Below are 24,107 nucleotides of genomic sequence, written 5' to 3' on the forward strand. Positions count from 1 at the left end.
GACTCAAGAACAGCGTATGTCCCCTACCAGCTCGTGGACGAAGGCTTCAGCGGGTTCTCCGCAAGAAGCACAGTCCACCCGGCACTCTTTTGACGTGCGCCTGGAAATACCGTGAGAAAGGGTTTCAGGAATTCTGACAACGATTGAAGCGGCGCGCGTCAGCAATACGGTTGTTTATGGGCCAGGATGCGTCGCATCCGGGCCACCGCGGCTGACGACTGACCGTTCCTACCATTCGGCAATGCCCACGTCCATGTTCTCGTCGTAGAACGCGACGAGAAACTCTTCGGGCATCAACCACGAATCGACGCTCACGGTTTGCGCGCCCACATCGACATCGACCTTCGCGTCGGCGTCCACGGACTTCATCGCATGCACGATCGTCGCAAGATCGTCCGTGCGGATTTCAGTTTTCATCGCGAACTTCATGTTTCACCTCTCTGTCTGGATAACCAGTGTCGATAACTATAGGATCAACGCCCCATGCCACCAACCAGGCCCGCCTCAATTCACTCTTTACATCGCGTAACCCAAACCGGCGGCACGAGGCGATCATCCAACCTCGTCGAGTACGTCTACCGCCTCGGTGAACGCCAGAACGGCTTCCCGCACGCCTGCGACACCCAGGCCATTCAACCGGAGCAGTTCGGAACGGTCGCCGTGCGGGACAAACGCATCGGGAAGTCCGAGCCGCAGCATGCGTACGGCCCACCCTTCCGCCGCGATCCGTTCGGCGCATGCGGCACCCGCTCCGCCAATCACGGTGCCTTCTTCGAGTGTCACGATCACCTCGTGCTCGTTTGCAACCGTCAGCAACAAGTCTTCATCGAGCGGCTTGACGAAGCGCATGTCGACCACCGTCGCATCGATCTCCTTTGCGACTTCCATCGCGACCGAGAGCAAGGGCCCAAACGCCAGAAACGCCACCCGCGCGCCGCCCTGCTTGCCTGACACGCGGCAAATCACGCCTCTGCCGAGCGGCAGCGTCTCTTTCGTCTGCTCAATGACTTCAGATCCGGTTGTCGCGCGCGGATATCGCACGGCGCACGGTCCAGGCCACGCCAGGCCGGTGTTCAGCATGCGATAGCATTCCTTTTCATCGGACGGGGTCATCACCACCATATTCGGCACGCAACGCAGGGCCGCAATGTCGAACGCGCCCAGGTGCGTGGCACCATCGCCGCCGGCAATCCCCGCGCGATCCAGCGCGAACAGCACCGGCAGATTCTGCAGGGCGACATCGTGAATCAGCTGGTCATACCCGCGCTGAAGAAACGTCGAATAGATAGCGACCACGGGCCGCATTCCTTCAACGGCGAGGCCGGCCGCCAGCGTGACAGCGTGCTGTTCCGCGATACCCACGTCGATGTAGCGATCCCGATAACGACGCTCGAATCCAGTCAGGCAGGACCCTTCGCTCATCGCGGGCGTGATGCCGAAGATTCGCTCATCCGTCGCCGCCGCGTCGCACAGCCATTGGCCGAATACCTGGCTATAGGTCAGCTTGCCGCCTTTCTTGCGCACCAGCCCTGTTTCGGGTTCGAACGGGCTGGGCCCGTGGTAGGCAACGGGCTCGAGTTCCGCGGGTCGATACCCCTTTCCTTTCTTCGTCACCACGTGAATGACGTGCGGCCGATTGCGTGTCTTCGCGTCCCGCAGCGCGACGAGTAGTTTCGCCATATCGTGGCCATCGACGGGACCGACGTAATCCAGACCCAGTGTTTCGAACAGGTTGACTAGAGGAACATTCGTTTCGTCCCGCCAACGCGTAACCAGCGACTCGAGATGATCATTCAGTCCGCCTACTGCCGGTGAGATCGACATGCGGTTGTCATTGAGAACAATCGTCAGCGGCAGCGCTTCGCAGGACCCCGCGTGATTGAGCGCTTCATAGGCCATGCCCGCGGACAATGAGCCATCGCCGATCACCGCAACGACGCGGGCGTCTCGACCGCGCAGCCCCAGGGCCATGCCGACTGCCGCCGATATGGACGTGCCGGCGTGCCCGACACCGAACGCGTCGTAAGGCGACTCTTCGCGCGCGGGAAAACCGGCCATCCCGCCCACTTTCCGCACGCTTGCCATGGCCGCCTTTCGGCCGGTCAGGATCTTGTGCGGGTAGCATTGATGCCCCACGTCCCACACCAGGCGATCGTGCGGCGTGTCGAATACGTAGTGAAGCGCAACCGACAACTCCACCACACCGAGGTTCGATGCCAGGTGGCCGCCGGTACTCGACACACTTTCGATCACGAATTCCCGAACCTCGTCCACGAGGCGCTGAAGCTCACGCTCCTCCAGATCGCGCAGATTGTTCGGGAAATCGATCATGTCAAGCAGGTTCATGACGTTGCTGTCCTTGATGTATGAAATTCAACCGGCCTTCAGGTCGTCCGTGGTCCAGCCGCCGCCGAGCGCGTGAATGAGGTCGACATTCGCATCGAGTTGCCGCGTGCGCAGCGCGATTACGCTGCGTTGCGCCTCAAGCTCGGCGGATTGCGCCTCGACCACGTCCAGGTAGCTCACCGCGCCGCGCTGATAGCGCGCGAGCGCCAGGTTGAGCGCGGTTTGGGCGGCACTGGCGGCGTCCTGCTGCTGATTCGTTGCGGTGCCCAGATCGGCGAGCAACGTGAGGTTGTCCTCCACCTGCCGGAACGACCCCAGCACCACGCTGCGATAGCGCGCGCCGGCTTCGGCCGTGGCCTCCTTCGCGGAATCCAGCTGCGCGTGGCGCTTGCCGCCGTCCAGCAGATACACCGCCAGCGACGGTCCGATCGCCCAGTACGAACTGGACAGGCTGAGCAGATTGCCGAGCACCGAGCTTTGCACGCCGCCTTGCGCGCTGAGCGTGAGCGTCGGGAAATACGCCGCGCGTGCCACGCCAATTTTTGAATTGGCCGCCGCGATGCGCCGCTCGGCTGCGGCGACATCAGGCCGCCTTTGCAGCAAGGTCGACGGCACCCCGACCGGAATGACGGGCAGCGCGATGGATTCGGTACTCGGCGCGAGCTGGAATTCCGAAGGCGACGCGCCGACCAGCACCGCCACCGCGTGTTCGAGCAATGCGCGCCTGGCCCTGACCTGGGTGAGTTCGGACTGGACCGATGACAACTGGTTGCTGGCGCGCGCCACGTCGAGACCCGACACGATGCCCGCGCCATGGCGGTTGCGGGTCAAGTCGAGCGCCTTCTGGTACGCGTCCTGGGTCCCCTCGATCAGCTGAATCTGCTGATCGAGACCCCGCAGGTCGATATAGCTTCGGGCCAGCTCGATTTCGAGGCTCAGCTGCGTCGACGCGAGATCCGCTTTCGACGCCTGCCCTTCGTCCTTGCTTGCGGCAACGGAGTCGCGCACGCGCCCCCAAAGGTCCACTTCGTAGTCGACTTCGACACCCAGCGTGGCCGAGTTGTAATCGGTCGGCCCAGTCGGGCTGCGCAACGGCCGCGTGTCCGACTCGCGCTCGCGCTGGACATTGCCGGCAGCGGAAACCTGCGGGTACATCTGCGACTTGACCTGCCTGATATACGCCTGCGACTGCTCATAGTGAAACAGCGCCGCGCTCAGGTCGGGGTTATTCGCGATCAGCCGCTGCTCGAGGTCGTCGAGTTCGGGCTCCTTGTACAGCTTCCACCATCCCGCGCGGTCTAGCTGGTCAGCGGGGCTCGCCACGGTCCACGGCCCCTGGGTCTGGTACTGCGCCGCGACGGGCGTTTCGGGCACCTCGTAATGCGGCGCGAGCGAGCACGCGGCGAGCGCCACGGCACTCACCAGCACGGCCAGTTTTAGATACTTAGTCATGCTTTCCACCTTTGGCCGTAGGCGCGATCACCTGAACATGGTCGCCTTCGACGAGACCATCGGGCGGCGCATCGATCACGCGGTCGCTTTGCGCCAGCCCCGAGCCGATATCGACCGCGTTGCCGAGGTCCTGCACGATCGAAACGGGTTTGAACCGAACGGTATCGCTGCGATCGACGGTGGCGAGCCGGAGCCCGCGGTTGTCGAATATCAGCGCACTGGCCGGCACCCGCAATGCGTCGGCGCGTGCCGGCAGCGCAAAGTGCAGATTCACGAAGTCGCCCGGCAACAGCACATGACCTGGGTTATCGACCATCAACTGGACGAGCGACGTGCCCGATGCGGCGTTGACCGACTCGGCCAGACCCACGACCGTGGCGGTGAACGTCTTGCCGGGATACTCCGGCACGGTGAAGGTGCCGGTTCCGCCCGGCTTGACCGCCGGCACGTATTCCTGCGGCACGCGTACGTACACGCGCAACTTGTCCACGCTCGATACGGAGAACAGTTGCGGCCCCGTCCCGCCGCCCGCATTGATCAATGCGCCGACGTCGGTGTTGCGCGCGGTGATCACGCCGTCGAACGGGGCGACGATCCGCGCGAAGCTCTTGGTCGCGACCAGCCGGTCCAGATTGGCCTGCGCCGCCGCTACGCGAGCCTGCTTCGCCACGTAGTCCTGCGTGCGGTCATCGACCTCCTGGCGCGACACTGAATCGGAGTCCAAAAGACTTTGCCAGCGTGCGGCGGTCGTTTTCGCAAGCGCGGCATCGGCTTGCGCGCTCGTGAGGTCGGCTTTCGCCTGAATCAACTGTTGATCGAGTTCCGGCGTCTCGATCTCGGCGAGCGTCTGGCCGGCCTTCACCGGTGTGCCGATGTCGACGCTCCACGATTTCAGGTATCCGCTCACCCGTGCGTAGATGGGCGCGCTTTCGAAGGCCTCCAGTCTGCCAGGCAGGTCCAGCGAGCCACCCGGCGCCTCCGGGGCGGGCACGACGACATTCACGGACGGCACGGCTTGTGCCTCGGTCCAGTCTTTGAGTTGGTGCTCATGCTTCATGCGAAGCGAGACGCCGCCAACCACGATGAGGACGGCGAGCGCACCGCCGACAATGCCGGTAAAAGAAAGCTGACGTTGCGCGAGCGCGGCGCGCGTTGTGGGTTCAGAGGACATGGATCGAATCTCCGGTAAGCTGCGCGGCCGTCGAAGTGCGACCCCGACGCGAGTGGATCATGCAAAAAATAGCGGGCACGAGAAAAAGCGTTGCGGCAGTGGCGAACAGCAGTCCGCCAATCACCGCTCGGCCCAACGGCGCGTTCTGCTCTCCGCCCTCGCCAAGACTCAATGCCATCGGCGCCATGCCGATGATCATCGAGAGCGCCGTCATGAGGACCGGCCGGAACCGGGTTGTACCGGCTTCCAATGCTGCTTTGAACGCATCGCCGTGCTCGGCCAGACGTTCGCGGCTGAAACTCACCACCAGAATCGAATTGGCCGTGGCCACGCCCATGCACATGATTGCGCCCGTCAGTGCGGGCACCGAGAGCGTGGTGTCCGTCGCAAACAGCATCCAGACGATGCCGGCCAACGCACCAGGCAAGGCCGCCACGATCACGAGCGGATCGGACCACGACTGGAAATTGACGACGATGAGCAGGTAAATCAGCACCACGGCGCCCAGAATCCCGAACGACAGACCGCCGAAGGCGTTGTTCATCGTCTGCGCCTGGCCGAGCAGCACGACCTTCGCCCCCTTGGGCGCGTCCTTGGCGTTGGCCGAAACGATGTGGCGAATGTCGGCGGCGACGGCGCCGAGATCGCGGCCCTGGGTCGTGGCGAACACCTCGACCATCGGCTGCACGTTGTAGTTGCTCACCACTTCGTTGCTGGCCGTGCGGTGAATGCTCGCCACCCCGCCGAGAATTTGCCCGTCGTTGGCCTCGGCCCCTCCGCTCACCGGCAGATTCACGAGCGACGAGAGCGAATCCACGCTGTACTGCGGCGTCTGGAGCACGATCGAATACTCCACGCCATTGGCCGCATTGAGCCAGTAGGTCGGGTCGATCTGGCTCGATCCCGCCATGTGCACCACCAGGCTATTGGTCACATCGCGTTCGGTCAGGCCCTGAAGCGACGCGCGGTCGCGATCGACGTCGATATTGAATTGCGGATTGGCCTGCGATTGCTCGATGCGCGCATCGACAACGCCGGGCACGTACCGGATCTGACGCAGCAGCGAGTTGGCGTAGGCAAAGTCGGCCGGCAGATTGTTGCCGCGAATCTGCAAGTCGATCGGTGCGGGCGAGCCGAAGTTCAGGATCTGGCTCACGATGTCCGCCGGCGGGAACGAGAACGTCACGCCTGGAAACGCGCGCGGCAGCGATTCGCGCAACTTGCGCACGTAGGCGGCCGTCGGCCCATGGCCTTCCTTCAGCGAGATCTGAATGTCGCCGTCCTGCGGGCCGATCGTGCCCGTGTTGTTGTAGGCCGTATTGATGGAGCTGGTGGAGAGTCCAATGTTGTCCACTACGGTGCCGAGTTCGGACGGCGGAATCGTGGCGCGAACCTGGGCTTGCACTTCGGCGAAAATCTCCGAGGTTCGCTCCACACGCGTACCCACCGGTGCACGCACATGCAGCAGGATCTGGCCCGCATCGACGTCCGGGAAGAAGTTGCGCCCGAGCAGCGGCATCAACGCGAACGACACCACGACGAATGCAAAGAAGCCAATCACGAACGTGCGGCGACGCACCAGCACCCGTTCGAGCATCGCGGCGTAGTTCGCGCGCACGCGCTCGAAGCGCTGCTCGAATCCACGGTGAAAGCGCGCCCACACGCTGGAAGACTCGCGATGTCCCTGTTCATGCGTCTGGGTCTTCAGCAGGTATTTCGCCATCGTCGGCACGAGGGTGCGCGACAGAATGAACGAGGAAATCATCGCGAAGATCACCGACTCGGCCATCGGCACGAACAGGAACCTCGCCACGCCATTGAGGAAGAACATCGGCACGAACACAATGCAGATGCAAAGCAGCGAGACGAACGCGGGCGTCACGATTTGTGCCGCGCCATCGAGAATCGCACTTTCGACGTCCTTGCCTTGCTCCAGGTGCCAGTTGATGTTCTCGATGGTCACGGTGGCGTCGTCCACGAGAATACCCACCGCTAACGCGAGGCCGCCGAGCGTCATGATATTGAGCGTTTCGCCGAGCACCGAGAGCACAGAGATCGACCCGAGAATCGCGAGCGGTATGGAAGTCGCGATAATGATCGTCGAGCGCCAGCTACCCAGGAACAGCAGGATCATGACGCTCGTGAGCAAGGCGGCAATCATGCCCTCGCGCGCCACGCCCTTGATCGCAGACCGGACGAAGATCGACTGGTCGCCAATCGCGTCGATCTGAAGCGCGTCGGGCAAGGAGGCCTTCGCATCGGCAACCTTCTGACGAATTCCGCCGATAATCGACAAGGTGGATGCCGAACCGTTCTTGAACACGGTGAGCAGCACCGAACGCTTGCCTTCCACGTGAACGATATTGGGCTGCGGCGGGCTGCCGTCGGTCACATCGGCGACATCGTGCATGTGCACAACCGTGCCGTTGGCCGACTTGATGGGCAGATTCGCAATGGCCGCGATCGTCGCCGGCGCATCGTTCAGTTGCAGCGTGTACTCGTAGTTGCCGATCTTTTCGGTGCCGACCGGCGTGACCAGGTTCTGCGCCGTCAACGCATTGAGCACATCCTCGGCCGACAAGGAGCGCGCTTCGAGTTCGGACGGCTTGATGTTGATCTGAACCTGCCGGTCCTTGCCGCCGAACGGAAACGGGATCGCAGCGCCGTTTACCGTCGCGAGAATCGGGCGCAACTGGTTCTTGCCGAGGTCCGCCAGATTCTGTTCCGAGAGGCCCTTGCCCGAAAGCGCGAGCTGAATAATCGGAACGGTCGAAGCGTTGTAATTGATGATGAACGGCGGCGTCGCCGAGGGCGGCAACTGCTTCAAGATCTCCTGCGAAATGGCCGTCACCTGCGCATTCGCGGTACCGATATTGGTGCCCGGCTGAAAGAAGATTTTGACGATGCCGTAGCCGGTCAGCGACGTGCCCTCGATGTGTTGAACACCGTTCACGGTGGTCGTCAACACCCGCTCGTACGGAGCCATCACACGACCTTCCATCTGGTCGGGCGAAAGCCCCGTGTACTGCCATACCACGCTAATCACCGGGATATTGATCGGAGGAAAAATATCCGTAGGGGTACGAAACGCCGACAGAACGCCAACGATCAGGATAAACACGGCCAGCACGACGAAGGTATAAGGCCGTTTCAGCGCAACGCGCACGATGCCAATCATGATAATTCCAGTATTGAAGCTGGCATCGCCCCTAACCGTGGCGGATTCCAGCAAGCAGATTCCCGATGCCTCGAATCAATCTGCGTTTGATGGGACCCGGCCCGCGGACTCGCGAGGCGCACCGATCCAGTGGATGGCGGAAGCCACGATGCCGAGTACGACACCGAAGGCGACGATGCCCGACCAGCCAAAGCGGCTCATGAGCCAGCCGCTGACCGTCGCACCGACTGCGCCGCCGAAGAAGGTGGCCGTCATATACAGGCTGTTGATCCGGCCTTGTGCTTTGGGATCGACTGAGAAAGCGCGAGTCTGGTTAGAAACGAGACCGGACTGCACGCCGATATCGAGCACGATCACGCCTACGATCAGCAGCGTGAGCGACGTGGCCGCGCCGGAGAGAAGCACGTAGGCAAGCGTCGCGATACCGATACTGGCGCCGATGACCTTGCGGAAGCCCACGCGGTCGGTGGCATTGCCGCCCAGCGAGGCGGCGAACGCGCCGGCCGCGCCGATGATGCCGAAGCCGCCCGCCCACGCGCTGCCGAGGTGCCACGGTCCGCTCTTGAGCAGCGCGGCGAGATTGACCCAGAAGGCGTTGAAACAGGCCCACAGCAACGCCTGGATAATCATCGATTCGCGAATCGGACGATTGTCGCGAACGAGCGGCCACAGCGAAGCGAGCAGACGCCCATACGAAAGATTCGTGGAGGGCACGCCTTTCGGCAGAAGCACCGCGGCGGCGATAAAGACCGGCACCATGAACGCGGCTTCCGCGCCATACACCGCGCGCCAACCCCACGCCGCGCCGATCACGCCCGCGATCGTGCGCCCGACCAGGATGCCGACCATGATGCCGCTCACGACGGTGCCGACGTTACGACCCCGCTCGCTCGGCAACGACATGACGGCGGCGAACGGCACGAGCTGCTGGGGGACGCAACTCACGATGCCGAGCGCAAACGAAGCCGCGATCAGCGCCCAGATGCCGGGCGCAACCGCCGAGGTCGCCGCAAAAACGAGCGCGAGCGCAATTTGCGTGAGCACGAGCTTGCGCCGGTCGAAGCGGTCGCCAAGCGGCAACAGCAGCGCGAGGCCGGTCGAGAAGCCGAGCAGCGCCGCTCCCGCGACGAAATCGACTGTTGTGATGTTGACCCGCAGACCCGCAGCGATCAGCGGCAGGATCGGCTGCGTGCAATAGATGTTGGTGATCACTGCTCCTGCGATGATCGCCATCATGACGATCTTGCCGCGCGATGCGACGGCGGGCGTAGCTGCACTTTCTGGGGTGCTGGGTAAGCCGCTCACGACAACCTCCTTGTTCGTTGAATTTCTCCGGTCTTTGCAGCGGTTTGCCGCAATCCAGATTGAGGTCGAACGTTACGCGCTTGCATTTCCGAAGAGAATCCCTCACGATCAAGATTCATCCTTCCACTATTTGATAGGGTCCATGAATCGCCTCGAAGCCATGGCCATCCTCGTTTCGGTCGCCGACGCGGGCAGTCTCTCGGCTGCCGCACGGCGCCTCGACATGCCGCTCGCCACGGTCAGCCGCAAGGTTGGGGAACTGGAAGCGCACCTGAAGACGCGTCTCTTTCACCGCACGACGCGCAAGCTTTCATTGACGGAAGCCGGCAGCGCCTACGTGGCCGCCTGCCGGCGCATTCTCGAAGACATCGGCGAAGCCGAGCGCGCCGCAACGGGGGAATACGCCGCGCCCAAAGGCGAACTCGTGGTCACCGCGCCCGTTGCGTTTGGCCGCTTGCACGTGGTGCCGGTGGTGGCGGAATTCCTCGCGCACTATCCGGAGATCGACATCAATCTCCTGCTGACGGATCGTGTCGTTCATCTGATGGATGAACACGCGGACGTCGCGGTCCGCATTGGCGAGTTGCCCGATAGCACGTTGATCGCGACGCGCGTGGGCATGGTGCGCCGGGTCATTTGCGCCAGCCCCGCCTATCTCGCGAAGCATGGCGTGCCCGCCGAACCCGCGGACCTCACCGGCCATCAATGCATCACCTTCGAGGCGCTCGCTTCCCTGCGCGCGTGGGCGTTCGGCTCCGGCAAGTCGGAGCAGTCCGTACCGGTTCATTCGCGGCTTGCCGTGAATACGGCGGACGCCGCTATCGAAGCCGCGATCCTCGGCGTGGGGCTGATACGCGTGCTGTCCTACCAGGTTGCACGCGCCGTTCGCGCCAACGAGCTTCGCGTCGTGCTCGACGCGTTTGAAGCGGCGCCGCTGCCCGTCAATCTCGTGCATGCGGGGCAAGCGCCCCTGCCGCTGAAGCTGCGCGCATTCCTCGACTTCGCGTCGCCGCGCCTGCGCGAGCGCACGGCGGGCGAACTCGTCAGCGCCGTGAGCGCGTGACCGCCTGAGCCGCCTACGCCAAGGCGCTGCGCGCTCGCGCCGGAAGAGAATCCGTTAGCATCGGGAATCTCCCTTCCAGTTATCGAGAAGATCATGGACCGTCTCGAAGGGATGGCCATCCTGATCGCAGTCGTCGATGCAGGCAGTTTGTCAGCCGCGGCCCGGCAGCTCGGCCAGCCGCTGGCGACCGTCAGCCGCAAGGTCGGCGATGTATATCGCGAGCCTCGCGGCAGTGACGAGCGAGATCGCGCTCGGCACGACCGGCATCGTCTTGCCGATGCGCGAGCCGCTTTTGCTGGCCAAGCAGGTGAATTCGCTCGACCAGTTGACGAATGGAAGGCTGCTATTAGGGATGTCTTCGGGAGATCGACCTTCCGAGTATCCTGTCTTCGGCATCGACTTCGATACGCGTGGCGAGCGGTTTCGCGACGCCTTCGAGACTTACCGCACGGTCAGCGAGCAGCCCTTTCCGGTGTTCTCCTCGCCGCGCTTCGGCAAATCGGGCGGCACGCTCGACATGTTGCCCAAGCCGCCTTATGGACGTACGCCGGCCATTGCCGTCGGCAGGGCACAGCAGAGTCTCGAATGGATCGCGGCGCACATGGACGGCTACCTCGGCTTCGTGCCCGGCCCCGCCGCGCTCGATGCGTTCGCGCAGAGCTGGAAAGAGCAGGTCGCCCAGTCGATGGGCCGCGAAGCCTTCAAGCCGATTGCCTTTGGCGGCTACCTCTATCTGCACCCGCGGCCCGATTACCCGTTCCGCGCCATCAAGGGCGGCTTCGCTATCGGCAGCCGTTCGCTCAGGCATTTCCTCGAGCAGGCACGCGAAGCGGGTGTCAGCCACGTCGCGCTGAATCCGAAAGTCACGCCGCGCCCGTATGCGGATGTACTGGACGAATTGCACAGCGAAGTGCTGCCGTACTTTATCCCGGAGGTTTTTCATGCAACACGCGAACATACGTGACGCGCTGAATGCGCACTGGCAGGCGTCGGCGGCCGGCGATCTCGAAGCCGAACACGACATCTACGCCGACGACGCCATCTGCGATTACCCGCAATCCGGTGAACGCATCCTCGGGCGCAGGAATTTGCAGGCCCTGCGCGGACATCATCCCGGCAAGCCGTCCGGTTTCGAAATCAGACGCCTGCAGGGCGAAGGCAATCTCTGGGTGACCGAATACACCATCGCGTACCAGGGGCGATCCGCTTTCACCGTGAGCATCATGGAATTCCGTGACGGCAAGGTCGTTCACGAGACCCAATACTTTTCGGAATCCTTTGAAGCGCCCGCCTGGCGCAGCCAGTGGGTACAGAAGATCACGACCAGCTAACATCCGCTTCGAAACATCGATTACGCAAGCTGAAAAGCGACTGATAGCCGGCCATACCCGCGCCGGCTATCTTCAAACGCGCGGCGTTTTCACGCCGCGCTTACCTTATTTCGACGCGGGCATGGCGAATTCCGCGCCCTTGTCGATGCTGTCGGGCCAGCGCTGCGTCACGCTCTTGTAGCGCGTGTAGAAGCGCACGGCTTCCTCGCCGTAAGCGTGATGATCGCCGAACAGCGAGCGCTTCCAGCCCCCGAACGAATGCCAAGCCGACGGAACCGGACTCGGCACGTTGATGCCCACCATGCCGATCTGAATCTGCCGGGTAAACGTGCGTGCCGCGGCGCCATCGGCCGTGAACAAGGTGACGCAATTGCCGAGTTCGTGCGCGTTGACAAGCTCGATTGCGCTGGCGAGATCCGGCACGCGCACCACCGAAAGCACCGGCCCGAAAATCTCTTCCCGATAGATCTTCATATCCGGCTTCACGTCGTCGAAGAGCGAGCCGCCGAGGAAGAAGCCCTCTTCGTGCCCGGCCACGGTATGGCCGCGCCCGTCCACCACGAGCTTCGCGCCAGCGGCGACGCCCGCATCGATATAACCCAGCACCTTGGTGCGATGCGCGGCGCTGATGAGCGGCCCCATGTCCAGATCGGGCTCCATGCCCGCGCCGATGCGCAGCGCACGCACGCGCGGCGCGAGACGCTCGATCAGTTCGTCGCCAATGCTGCCTACCGCCACCGCGACCGAGGTCGCCATGCAGCGCTCGCCCGCCGAGCCATACGCCGAATTGATCAGCGCATCGACGGCTTGATCGAGATTCGCGTCGGGCATGACGACGAGATGATTCTTCGCACTGCCCAACGCCTGCACACGCTTGCCGCGTTTGGCGCCTTCGGCGTAGATATATTCGGCCACCGGAGTGGAGGCGACGACGGACATCGCGGCCACGTCGGGATGCTGAATCAGCGCATCGACGGTGCCCTTGTCGCCGTTCACCACGTTGAACACACCTTTGGGAAAGCCCGCCTCGATGAAGAGTTCCGCCAGCCGGATCGACGACGACGGCGTGCGCTCCGAGGGCTTGAGGATGAATGTGTTGCCGGTCGCGGCGGCCATGACGAACATCCAGCACGGCACCACCACCGGAAAATTGAACGGTGTGACGCCCGCAATCACGCCCACGGGCTGACGCAAATTCCAGCTGTCGACGCCGCTGCTGCTTTGGTCGGTAAAATCGGTCTTGAGCAGGTTCGGAATGCCGCACGCGAATTCGACGATCTCGATGCCGCGCATCACCTCGCCCTTGGCGTCCGAGAAGAGCTTGCCGTGGTCGCGCGTAATGAGTTCGGCAACCTCGTCCAGGTGCGCCTCGAGCAGTTCCTTGAACTTGAACATCAAGCGCGCGCGCTTGAGCGGCGGGGTTTCGCTCCAGGCTGCAAACGCGGTTTTCGCGGCCGCGACGGCGGCGGCAACCTCATCGGGATTCGCAACCGGCACGCGCGCCGTAATGCGGCCCTGCGCGGGATCGTAGACGTCGTTGAACCGGCCGCTCACGCCAGCGGTGTTTTGACCGTCGATGAAATGTTTCAGTTGGCGCACCGCGCCCTGGTTTGCTTCGCTCATACGTCCTTCCTTTAGGGGGTTTGGGCGCTGCGCGCGGATCGAAGAGAGTCCGCATTGCAGCGCGCGTCAAGTCAAGTGGCCGGGTATCTCCACGACTCCCCGCCAGGACCGGCAGTCATTGACCGCCGACGAGAACAGTCTACGTTTTGCGGCTCCTGGCCGAGGGGCTAGCTGCGACGGTTTGGGGACATTCCCGGCGCGTTTCCGGCCATGGCGACAACGCGGAAATCGAGGCGATCTGAAGGGTCGTATGACTTGGCGGGGCGGCGCTAACTACGCGCTGGCAGCGAGGCGTTACCTTGTGCGGGAAGCGTGAAATGGAAGCGGGCGCCAACGGGGACGTTCGGCGTCACCCACAAGCGCCCGCCGTGGCTCTGCACGATCGATCGACAGATGGGTAGCCCCATGCCCAAACCGTCGGGCTTGGTCGTGAAAAAGGCCTCGAATACGCCCTCGAGATTGCCGGCGGCGAGTCCCGGTCCGGAATCCTGCACGGTAATGCAAAGTTCGTTTTCGTCGGTCCTGCCGGTTCGGATCAGTAGCGTGCGCTCGCCGGCTTTCAGTTCGCTCATTGCCTCGATGGCGTTGATCATCAGATTGAGCATGACCTGCTGCAATTGCACCCGGTCGCCCTGAACGCGTGGCAACCCCTCGGCGAGTTGCACCGTGAGTTCGACCCCGGACTTGCTGGCTTCGCCGCGCACGAGCGCGATCAGTTCCCGAATCATGTCGTTGACATCGAGCCCGTCGGTGCGCAGCGGCTCTTTCTTGAAGTAGGCACGGGTCCTGTCGACAATGCCGTTGGCGCGGTCGCTGTCCGCGACGATGCGGGTGAGCGCGAGACGCGCTTCGTCGAAATTCGGCGGGCGCGCCGCGAGCCAACGCAAGGCCGCACTCGCGTACGCCGCGATGGCGGTGATCGGCTGCTTCACTTCATGCGCGATCGACGCCGATAGCTGCCCCATCGTCGCCACGCGGTTCGAATGCGCCAGCACCGTCTGGAGTTCGCGGTAGCGTCGTTCGCTGTCTTGCACGTCCTGTTGCGCGCGCTTCTGGTCGGTCAGGTCGAGTATGAACGCGACGCCCTGCCCCGCGCGGTCGCCAAACGCCGCTGCACCAACCATGACGGACACGCGGCTGCCGTCCTTGCGAAAATATTCCTTCTCGAACGGTTTGGCGCTACCCGTGGCCTGCAATTCCGCCTTCACCCGCTCGTCGCGCTCATGCCATTCGGGCGGAGTCAGGTCGGGCCAGCGAATCTGCCCGGATCGCAGATCTGCCGCGGTGTAACCCACAATGCGCAGAAATGCATCGTTGGCGTCGACGACATTCCCTTCGAAGTCCCAGATGTGAATGCCGATGATATTGGAGTCCACCAGGCGCCGGACCTTTGCTTCGCGTTCCTGAAGATCGGCATACAGGCGCGTATTCTCCAGAGATATGGCGGCCTGCGAGGCGAGCAAGTCGAGCAGTGCCGAGCGGCGTGCGGTGAACACATGGGAAGCCTCGGTGTTCTCCAGATACAGCAGCCCACTGAGTTTGCCCTGCCTGACCAGCGGCAGGCAGAATACGGACCGCGTGGCGCCGCTCGCCAGATACCCGTCTTCGGGAAAGAGACTGGACGTCCCGGCATCGTCGATGATGACGCGCTTGCCCGTGTGCATGACGTAACGCAGCAGCGCCGCGGGCGTGGCCGTGCCGGTGTCCGGCAAGCGCTTCACCTCGATCCCGTTACCGTCGATACGCGCTTCCGCCTCGATGCGGTAGCCGTCCGGCTGCTCGGGCACGATCAGCAGACCACGGTCCGCGCCTGCGGTTTCCAGCGCGATCGTCATCAGGCGCTCGACCAGGCGCTTCAGTTCGATCTCACTGGAGAGCGCGTGAGAGGCCTTGAGCAGCGTTGCTGCGTCGAACTGGCGCCAGTCGAAGCTGAGCGTCGACGTCAGCGTGCTCCCTTCCAGATCGGCCAGGCGCGGGAATTCGCTGTCGAGCTGCACGATCTTGCTTTGCGCGCCCCAGGCGCCGAAACACCGGCGCGCATTGCGCAAATGACCTTCGGCGCTCGTCGCGAGGCCCATGCGCAAATAGAAACGGCCGGCCAGTTCGCTGGCCATGCCTTCGTGATGCGCAAAGCCATTCTCGCGAGCGCAGCGAATCGCCTCCTCGTACAGGCGCATGGCGTCGAGTTCGCGCCCCTCCAGACGCGCGAGTTCCGCGCTGAGCAACGCATAGCGGTTCTGATAGTTCTCCGGACAATGTCCGGCCCACGTTTCAAACTTCTCGAGTGTCTCTGCGAGCAGGCGTTTGTCAATTTCCTGCTGCTCGGGAGAGGACTCGGGATAAAGCGCCGTCAAGGTGAGCATATGAAAAAAGTGAAAGGTCGGTTCGATCGCCAGCGCCATCACCGAACTCAGCACGGCCTGCGCCTGCTGCACTGCCGCCAGCGCGTCGACATAGCGGCCATCGAGAAACGCGAGCATGACCTTGATGATTCGATAGACGCCAATGGCGCAACCGAAATTCGACTTGACGATCGCCTCGAAACAGGCGGCTTCGTCGAACGTCTCGTCATTCAGATCGAACGGTTTGGCCGTCCTGCCCCGCAGACTGATGACGCATTGCCGTTCGACCCGAATCAGTTCGTAGACCGCGTCGTTGTGGCTCTGCCGCATGAGCGCCGCGTACTTTTCGGCAATCGCCTGCACGTCTTCGAGCGCGGCCCCGCTCTCGAGCGACTGCCAGACGGCATTGAACGCCACGTTGCCGGCAAAAACGAAATCGCCCACTTCCATGCACTCGGCTGTCGCCCGTTCCAGCACCGGGAGATTCGCGGCGATGTGGCGGCGCCAGAAATTGACGTGGGCGCCATACAGATGAAGCAGCTTTCCATTCAAGTGCCGATTGCCGAATCTCTCGTTCAGCTTCAGTGACATCTCCGACACCTGAACCGCCGTGGGAATATCGCCGATCAGCGAAACCAGCATGAGCGCGTAATTGCCGAACGCAAAACTCGAGTTATCGGTCATGCCGTGCTGCAAGGAGAGATTGACCGCCTCGAGCGTGACGAGCGGATAAAACGCGGGCCGCGCGGCAAACGCGCAGTTCATCGCCTGCAGGAGCAGATTGACGATCGCGTGGATCGCGGGGTCCGTCGCCACCGGCGCCTCGACGAGTTCGCCGATGGAACGGCCCGCCTGATTGACGCGAACGTCGTGCAGGGCGGCATGGAACGCCGCCTGAATCGCCTCATCGGTTTCAGGAAAGTGGATATCGAAGCCGCGCAGCGCAACGAGCGCGACCGCGAAGCTTTCGTCGTATCTTCCGGCAAGCTGATACAACTCGATGCGCAAGCTGTAGACCTTGGCGCGATCGAGACTGGAGCGCGCCGTGGCGAGCATCATGTCCGCCAGGGCATCTGCTTTTGCAAAGTCGCCCACCAGATATTCGCACTCCGAAAACGCGAGATAGAGTTCGAACGTGCTCTCGTAGCGCAGCGTCCACGCGGCGGGCGACAGCAAGGCCACGCCTTGCGCGAAATAGCCCAGTGCGGCCACATAGGCCGTCGAACGCATGGCCCGCCTGCCCGCGACGAGATTCACGGCAACCGCCTGCTCACGTTCCGTTTCGTCCACGATCAGCGCCGCGCCGCGATTGAGATGGTTCACGATGTCGAAAATCGCCTCTTCGAGCGCGTCCGGCGGCGTGCGCGACACCAGCGCCCGGCCGATCCGCAGGTGCGCGGCAGCCCGTTCGTTGGCCGGAATGAGCGCGTACGCGGCCTCCTGCACGCGATCGTGCGCGAATTCATAGACATTGGCCTCGCGAAAGACCAGGCCCGTTCGCACGGCTTCCCACAGGTCCGCGTGCATCTTCTCTTCGGAGCCGCCCTGAACCCAGGTCAGCGCGGCGACTTCCGCAACGTTGCCAAGGCACGCCAACTGGCCCAATGCGTCGCGCGCCGCGGGCGGCAGCCGGCTCAACTTCGCCGCCATTAAATCGGCGACGTTCTCGGTGTAGCCCTTCGCGCGAATGCGCGGCAGTTCCCAGCCCCACTTCGCGGCGCGCGGATCGAAAGCGAGCAGGTCTTCATCGGCGAGCGCGGTCAGAAACTGGATCGTGAAGAACGGATTGCCGCCGCTTTTCTCATGCGCCAGTTGCGCCAGCGGTGCGACGCTCGCGCGGTCACAGTGCAGCGCATCCGCCACGAGTTGCGTCACGTTGTCCCTCGTGAGCGGCGCAAGCTCGATTTGCTGCACTTTGCCTTCGGTGCGGGCAATCGACTCGAGCGTGCGCGCGAATGGGTGGGTAGCGTCGACCTCGTTGTCCCGATAGGCGCCCACCAGCAGAACGTCCCGCACGTCCGGATGCATGGCGAGATGCGCGAGCAGGTCGAGCGTCGCCGTATCGACCCATTGCAGATCGTCGATAAACAAGGCGAGCGGGTGCTCCGGCCGCGCAAATACGCCGAGAAAGCGTCGAAATACGATCTGGAAGCGATTTTGCGCGTCTTGCGGCGGCAGCGTCGGCGCAGCCGGCTGCTCGCCGATGATGAGCGCAAGCTCAGGGATCAGATTCACGATCAGTTGCCCGTTGGGCCCGAGTGCGTCCATCAGTGCGCGCCGCCACGGCTCGACCTCAGCCTCCCGCATGCTCAGCAGGTTGCGCACGAGGGTCTGGAAGGCCTGCGCGAAAGGCACGTACGGAATGCCGCGCCGGTACTGGTCGAACTTGCCGGAAGCGAAGAGACCGCGCGGCGGGACCAGCACCCTGTGCAACTCGTTCACGACCGACGACTTGCCGATGCCCGGATAGCCCGAGATCAGCACCAGTTCGACCGACCCGTTGCCGACCACGCGATCGAACGCGCTGGTCAGTGCTTCGATTTGCGCCTCGCGTCCGTACAGCTTCTCGGGAATCAGCAACTGGTCGGACGCGTCGTGCTCCCCCAGCGGGAATGGGTCGATGCGATGGTGCGCTTGCCATGCCGCGAGGCACGAGCGCAGATCGGCCTCGAGTCCCGCCGCAGTCTGATAGCGGTCCTCGGCGGCCTTCGCGAGCAGCTTCAGCACGATGCCCTCGAGCGCCTGCGGAATCGCGTCGCGGCGCGCCCGGGGTGGCGTGGGCTTGCGCGCGATATGGCAATGAATCCACTCCATTGCGTCCGAAGCCTTGAACGGCAGCGACCCGGTGAGCATCTCATACAGCGTGACGCCGAACGAATAGAGATCGCTGCGCGTGTCGATCGAACGGTTCATGCGGCCGGTCTGCTCGGGCGCCATATACGCAAAGCTGCCGGCCACGATCTCGGGCGGCGCGGGCGGCTGATGTTCGTGCGGCAGTTGCGAAGCGATACCGAAGCCGGTGAGCCGCACGTTGCCGCTGCGGTCGACGAGCACATTCGCTGGCTTGATGTCTTTGTGAACGAGGCCGCATCGATGCACGTGGCCAACCACCTTCGCCAGATTGACCGCAATGCGCAACAGGCGCGCGAGTTCGAACGGCCCCGCAAGCGTGCGATCGAGGGGTTCGCCGCCGTCGTCGTCGAGCACGAGCATGGGCGGCTCTCTGTGCCGGTAGAGCGCAAGCGGCCGCGCCGCCCAGCTGGAATCGAGCAGGGCGGCGAGTCCGTATTCGCGCTCGAGGCGCTTCACGCCCACCGGGTCCGCCCGCGTGGCGACCAGCGCGAGCACCGAGACGGGATGGCTGCGTTTGCGGGCGCGATACAGTGAAAAGTCGCCGTCGTCGCGCAGCGGCTCCAGCTCATATCCAGCGAGATCCATGACGGAAGCTCCTGTCATGATGCGATCTTCATCCGGAAATGATTTTGCACGCGCGCCTGTCTTTACGCCATGGCGAGCGGCGCACCGTCATCGATTGTCCTGAACAATGAAGGTGGGCATGACAGGTGGGCATTCGGGCTAAAGATTACCCGCCATACGTCGACTCCCATCCGCCTCCCAGCGCTTTACAAAGCGTAATGAGATTCGTGGCCGCCGTGGCTCGGCTTTGCTCGAGATTGCTTTGCGCTTCGAGCAGCTGCTTCTGCACGTTCAACACGTCGAGATAATCGAGCGCCCCCGCCTTGTACCGCTCCTTCGCGACCGAGAGCGCGCGCTCGTTCATGATCACGGCCTGGGCCAGCCGGTCGCGGCGGCGCTGTTCGGCGTCATAGGTGACGAGCGCATCGTCCACCTCCTGCCACGCGCGCAGCACCGTCTCCTTGTAGGCAATCGCCGCCTCCTGCTGCTGCGCCTCACGCAGCTGGAGCGTGCCTTTCAGGCGGCCGCCTTCGAAGATGGGAAACGTAATGGAAGGGCCAACGACAAACTGCCCGGACGCCCAACTGGCCAGACTCGAAAGCTGAAGACTCTGAAAGCCCGCGCTTCCATTGAGCATGATGCGCGGATAAAAATCGGCCTTCGCCACGCCGATCGACGCCGTCGCCGCGTGCAGGTCCGCTTCTGCCTTGCGGATATCGGGCCGGCGCTGCACGAGTTCGGAAGGAAAGCCGATCGGCACCTGCGCGGGCAGCACGGGCACCTCCTGCGTTGCAGCGAGCGTTTGGCGCAGCGCGCCTGGCTCCTCGCCGAGCAGCAGGCCGATTGCATTGATCGTCGTTTCGGAGTGCGATTCGAGCGTGGGAATCAGGCTTTCGATATTCTCCACCTGCGCCGAAGCGTTCGAGACATCGAGGTCCGTGGTCACGCCTTCATGCGCGCGCACCTGCGTGAGCTTCAGCGCGTCGTTGGCGATGTCCAGGTTTTGATGCGCGATCTGCAGGAGTTCCTGCGTGTCGCGCAACTCGATATAGTCTCGCGCAAGCTCCGCGCGCGCGCTCAGCAAGACCGCGTTGCGGTCCTCATACGAGGCTTGGGACAGCGCCGTCGCCGCTTCCACGCTGCGTCGCACGCGACCCCAGATATCGACCTCCCATGAAGCATCGAAGCCGGCCTGATACAGGTTATAGGCGGGCGACCCCTTGGAGCCCGGCATGGCCGCCACGCCGAGAGGCGCGCTGCCGGAGGCCGACTGCGGCTGACTTTGCGTCGGCGTCACGCCGAGCAGCGAGAGGATGCCGTTCTCGCTGCCGCGTTCGCGGTTATACGATGCGGCGCCGTCGAGCGTCGGATACTCGGCTGCGCCCGCCACGCGGCGCTCGGCGCGGCTCTGCAGCAGGCGCGCGGAGGCCGCCGCCACGTCCAGGTTTGCGTCGGCGAGTTGCTTTTCCAGGCCGTTCAATACCGGATCGTTGAACAGCGTCCACCATTCCGGACCAAACTGGCCTTCCACGGCTTTGCTCGGCGCCTGCGCCGTCTGCGTGCGGTTGAAGACCTCCGGCGTCGGCGACTTTGGCGGTTCGAAGTTGGGACCCACCGTGCAACCGGCTATTGTCAGGAACGCCGGGCATGCGAGAACCGCGAGAAAGATCGCGCGGATAGCATAGTTGCTCGTGTTCATTTGCTTTCCGCTCCCTCGGCCGACGCTTGTTCGCCCCGGCCAACGGCCACTTCGGCTTCCACCGAGAGCCCAACGCTCAATGCCGCTGCAGCAGGCTGCCCGCGATCGATCGTGATCTTGACGGGCACGCGCTGCACCACCTTCGTAAAGTTCCCGGTTGCGTTGTCGGGTGCGATCGGCGCGAAGCTCACGCCGGTCGCCGGCGCGAGGCTGTCGATGCGGCCACGGATCACCACGCCGGGAAGGCTGTCGACCGTCACGCGCACACTTTCGCCGGGCCGCATATGCGTGATCTGGCTCTCCTGAAAATTGGCGACGACATACGCATCCGAAAGCGGAACGATGGCCAGCACAGGGGCGCCGGGCGTCACGAATGCGCCGACCCGCGCCGAGCGGCGTCCCACCTTGCCGTCGACCGGCGCGCGGATTTCCGTATAGGAGAGGTTGAGCTTCGCCTGTTCGCGCACCGCTTCGGCGTGTTGAAGTGCACCGGCGGCCTTGTCGCGCTCGGTGCGCAGGACGTCCAGGTTTTGCTGGGTGGCCGTGAGCACCGCCTGATCGTGCGACTGCTGCGCGAGTTGCTCGGCGAGCGTGCTCGAAGCCTGTTGCTGCTCCTGCGCGGTCCCCGCACCCGCCGTGGAAAGATTCTGGTAGCGCGCCGCGTTGGCCCGCGCGAAGCCGATCGACGCATCGTCGGCGCGCAGCGTGGCGCGCGCCTGATCGACGAGCGAGGGCTGGCGCGCAATCTCCGCTTCGAAGTTCGCCACCGACGCCTTCGCGCCCACCACCTCCGCCTCGGCGCTCATCAACGCGGCGCGATAGTCGCGGTCGTCGATGCGCACCAGCAGCTGACCGGCCTTCACGTCCTCGTTGTCATTCACCAGCACGTCCGTGATCTGCCCCGCGACTCGCGGCGCGACGAGCGTGAAATCCGCGGTGACGTAGGCGTCGTTCGTGGATTCCGAACTGGAGTGAGACAGGAGCTTCGTGCCGCCCCACGCAGCAACGCCGACAACGGCGACGACTGCCGCAATGCGAAGCCATTTCAGCCTGGACGGTGTGGGGGTGGGTTTAGTCGATGACATGGAAAACGGACCTCATTTCGAAGCGGGCGGCGTAGTGCTCCACGGCGGATAGATCCGCACCGGCAGCACCGGAACAAGAAGAAGCAGAACGAGCGCAACGCACGCCATCACCCGATAGAGATCGGCGGAAGTCAGCACGACGGCCTGCTCGTGAATACGGTGCGCGAGTTGCCCCAGCGCGTAGGGGGTATCGAGGCCGGGGCCTGCCACCAGCGCACGGTTGCCCAGCTGGTCGACGAGCATGCTCGAATGGAAATGTTCGCGCGCGGTGCCCACCCCCTCGATCAGACCGGTCGCGATGGCGGCGGCGAACGTCTTGACCGTATTGAACATGGCCGAAGCAAACGGGCCTTCCGTGGGCGGCAGCCCCGTCGTGACGCCCATGAGGATCGACATGATCACCATGGGCTGCGCGATGATCTGCAGCGCCTGCAGCACATAGAAGTTGTCGCGAATCCACTCGGACGTCATGAAACTACCGAGTGCGCACGTCGTGAACATCAGCGACAGGCCGATCGCGATCACCCAGCGATGATCGGCGCGCCGCGTGTTCAATAGCGCCGCCGTCAAAGGGAGCGTAATCAGCAGCGGAACGGCAAGCAACAGCGAGAGCGGCGCCGTCTGCAGCGGCCGGTAGGCGTGAACTTTGGCGAGAAACTGCCCGGGTATCGCCGCGACGCCCACCAGCAGGATCACAGTGCCGAGCAAGGTCGAGAGTCCATGCGTGAAATTTCTGCGCTCGAGTAACTGCAGCTTGAAGAAGGGCACGGGCTGAAACCACTCGTTGACGAGGAAGACCACGAGCAGCAGCGCGCCGCCGCCAAGCATCACGCGGATAAAGTCCGATTCGAACCAGTCGAGCCGGTCGCCTTGCAAGAACCCGGTCACGAGCATGGCAAACGCGGGGAAACCCGTCATCAACCCGATCCAGTTGAACGTACGAAAGCGCTCGAGCTTGACCGGATCGTCGGGCAGCCCCTGCTGAATCGCGATACAGCACAGCACGCCGAGCGGAATGATTTGCCAGAACGCCATGCGCCAGCTCACGAACTCCGTCCACAACGCGGCGAGCGGTGTGCCGAGCGCCGGTCCGAAGGTCGCCGTGAGCGCGTAGCCGGCGAGCCCATACAGCTTGAATTCTGGCGGCAGATAACGCAGCGCCACGATGATCAGCATGGGGGGCAGACAGCCGCCCGCGATTCCCTGGAAGATACGCAAGAGGTAGAGCGTCGCCAGATTCGGCGCAAACGGGCACAGCAATCCGAACAACATCGTGGCGAGCACAGCGCCGATCGTGAAGCGCTTGAGCGTAAAGGTGATGCCGAACCAGGGTGCGAATACCATCGTCGCGACGTTGGCGGCTTCGAAGAGCGACGTGAGCCACGTCCCGTCGTCATGCCCGATCAGGAACGCGCCCTGGATATCGGCCATCGCCGCCGCGGTAACCTGTTCGTTGAGGATGGCCAGCAACGAAGCGAACAACATGCCGAGCAGGCCCACGACAATGCGTCCCGTGAACGCCACTTGCGCGGGGCCAGGCTGCGCCGGCGCCGCGGCTTCGCGTACCGGTCGTGGCTCCAGCGCCTGCGGGGCCGTCGCCGCTTCCGTTCCAGTCGTCAAAGGGTTCGCAGTTGTCATGGGGATCGGCAACTTCTCGGGTTTCGTTAGCTGTACTGTTTGATGTGGCTATTTCACTGTGAGGCCATTCAGTGCCCTGCGTCCTCAAGCGATGCGATGACCACACCATCGGCTTCGCCGCGCATTGTTGCTGTTCACTGACGGCTTTATTGTCAGAGATGAACCCAATTTCTTAAAGTCTTGCCTGGTCTGATTTTGGGCCATCTAGTACGAGAATTTTGCCAGGCCGTCCGGTCGTGATTCGCCCAACGCGTGTGCGCTGCGCCAACGCAAACCTGACTGATTGCGCATGGGTCATTTCTGCGCTGTTTTGAGCCAATCCAGCTTGCGAGGCGATACCAGACGGCACACGATGCCTAGAATCGCGGCGTAGGCATTCAGGCCGCGGGTTAATCGTGATAGACACGATCAACGAAGGTTTGAAAACGAACCAGCAACGGTAGGCGCCGAACGGCTT

The 24,107-nt window shown here is 63.4% G+C and carries 14 protein-coding genes; 3 read left to right on the forward strand and 11 right to left on the reverse strand.

From position 1 onward, the window contains the following. Positions 1–228 precede the first annotated feature (228 nt). The 6 genes from A3CW_RS0103090 to A3CW_RS0103115 all read right to left on the reverse strand — a co-directional run bounded on the left by A3CW_RS0103090 (position 229) and on the right by A3CW_RS0103115 (position 9,452). Positions 229–429, reverse strand: a complete 201-nt coding sequence (locus A3CW_RS0103090) for a hypothetical protein (protein ID WP_028202259.1) — start codon at positions 427–429, stop codon at positions 229–231. A 123-nt stretch (positions 430–552) separates the two neighbouring features. Further along, complete coding sequence (locus A3CW_RS0103095) at positions 553–2,346, reverse strand: 1-deoxy-D-xylulose-5-phosphate synthase (RefSeq protein ID WP_028202260.1); 1,794 nt, start codon at positions 2,344–2,346, stop codon at positions 553–555. 27 nt (positions 2,347–2,373) lie between these two features. After that, complete coding sequence (locus tag A3CW_RS0103100; protein WP_028202261.1) at positions 2,374–3,798, reverse strand: efflux transporter outer membrane subunit; 1,425 nt, start codon at positions 3,796–3,798, stop codon at positions 2,374–2,376. Continuing rightward, a complete protein-coding gene (locus A3CW_RS0103105; RefSeq protein ID WP_028202262.1) occupies positions 3,791–4,969 on the reverse strand; it encodes an efflux RND transporter periplasmic adaptor subunit in 1,179 nt (392 codons plus the stop codon). The genes A3CW_RS0103100 and A3CW_RS0103105 overlap by 8 nt, the downstream gene beginning before the upstream one ends. Continuing rightward, entirely contained in the window at positions 4,959–8,147 is a 3,189-nt protein-coding gene (locus tag A3CW_RS0103110; RefSeq protein ID WP_028202263.1) for an efflux RND transporter permease subunit, read from the reverse strand. The genes A3CW_RS0103105 and A3CW_RS0103110 overlap by 11 nt, the downstream gene beginning before the upstream one ends. A 75-nt stretch (positions 8,148–8,222) precedes the next feature. After that, on the reverse strand, positions 8,223–9,452 hold the full coding sequence (locus A3CW_RS0103115) for an MFS transporter (RefSeq protein WP_028202264.1): 1,230 nt from the start codon (positions 9,450–9,452) through the stop codon (positions 8,223–8,225). 142 nt (positions 9,453–9,594) lie between these two features. Between A3CW_RS0103115 and A3CW_RS0103120 the strand changes: the two genes are divergently transcribed. From A3CW_RS0103120 to A3CW_RS0103130, 3 genes are all read left to right on the forward strand, one after another. Beyond that, positions 9,595–10,515, forward strand: coding sequence for a LysR family transcriptional regulator (locus tag A3CW_RS0103120; RefSeq protein ID WP_028202265.1), 921 nt, complete (start codon positions 9,595–9,597; stop codon positions 10,513–10,515). Positions 10,516–10,723: 208 nt separating this feature from the next. Beyond that, positions 10,724–11,479, forward strand: coding sequence for an LLM class flavin-dependent oxidoreductase (locus A3CW_RS45045; RefSeq protein WP_035512246.1), 756 nt, complete (start codon positions 10,724–10,726; stop codon positions 11,477–11,479). Then, positions 11,457–11,846 carry a nuclear transport factor 2 family protein gene (locus A3CW_RS0103130; protein ID WP_028202266.1) on the forward strand — a complete coding sequence of 130 codons (390 nt, stop codon included), beginning with the start codon at positions 11,457–11,459 and terminating at the stop codon, positions 11,844–11,846. Before A3CW_RS45045 ends, A3CW_RS0103130 begins: the two co-directional genes overlap by 23 nt. Before the next feature lie 105 nt (positions 11,847–11,951). On the opposite strand, the gene A3CW_RS0103135 is transcribed toward A3CW_RS0103130, so the two are convergent. The 5 genes from A3CW_RS0103135 to A3CW_RS0103155 all read right to left on the reverse strand — a co-directional run bounded on the left by A3CW_RS0103135 (position 11,952) and on the right by A3CW_RS0103155 (position 23,650). Continuing rightward, entirely contained in the window at positions 11,952–13,469 is a 1,518-nt protein-coding gene (locus A3CW_RS0103135) for a CoA-acylating methylmalonate-semialdehyde dehydrogenase (protein ID WP_028202267.1), read from the reverse strand. Between the two features lie 269 nt (positions 13,470–13,738). After that, positions 13,739–19,249, reverse strand: a complete 5,511-nt coding sequence (locus A3CW_RS0103140; protein WP_035512247.1) for a trifunctional serine/threonine-protein kinase/ATP-binding protein/sensor histidine kinase — start codon at positions 19,247–19,249, stop codon at positions 13,739–13,741. 145 nt (positions 19,250–19,394) lie between these two features. After that, positions 19,395–20,927 carry an efflux transporter outer membrane subunit gene (locus A3CW_RS0103145; protein ID WP_028202269.1) on the reverse strand — a complete coding sequence of 511 codons (1,533 nt, stop codon included), beginning with the start codon at positions 20,925–20,927 and terminating at the stop codon, positions 19,395–19,397. Next, positions 20,924–22,012, reverse strand: coding sequence for an HlyD family secretion protein (locus A3CW_RS0103150; RefSeq protein ID WP_028202270.1), 1,089 nt, complete (start codon positions 22,010–22,012; stop codon positions 20,924–20,926). Before A3CW_RS0103150 ends, A3CW_RS0103145 begins: the two co-directional genes overlap by 4 nt. Before the next feature lie 12 nt (positions 22,013–22,024). Continuing rightward, positions 22,025–23,650 carry an MFS transporter gene (locus tag A3CW_RS0103155; RefSeq protein WP_028202271.1) on the reverse strand — a complete coding sequence of 542 codons (1,626 nt, stop codon included), beginning with the start codon at positions 23,648–23,650 and terminating at the stop codon, positions 22,025–22,027. Positions 23,651–24,107: the final 457 nt, after the last annotated feature.

Origin of the sequence: Paraburkholderia nodosa DSM 21604 (genome assembly GCF_000519185.1) — a bacterium.
In the GTDB taxonomy this organism is placed as follows: Bacteria; Pseudomonadota; Gammaproteobacteria; order Burkholderiales; family Burkholderiaceae; genus Paraburkholderia; species Paraburkholderia nodosa.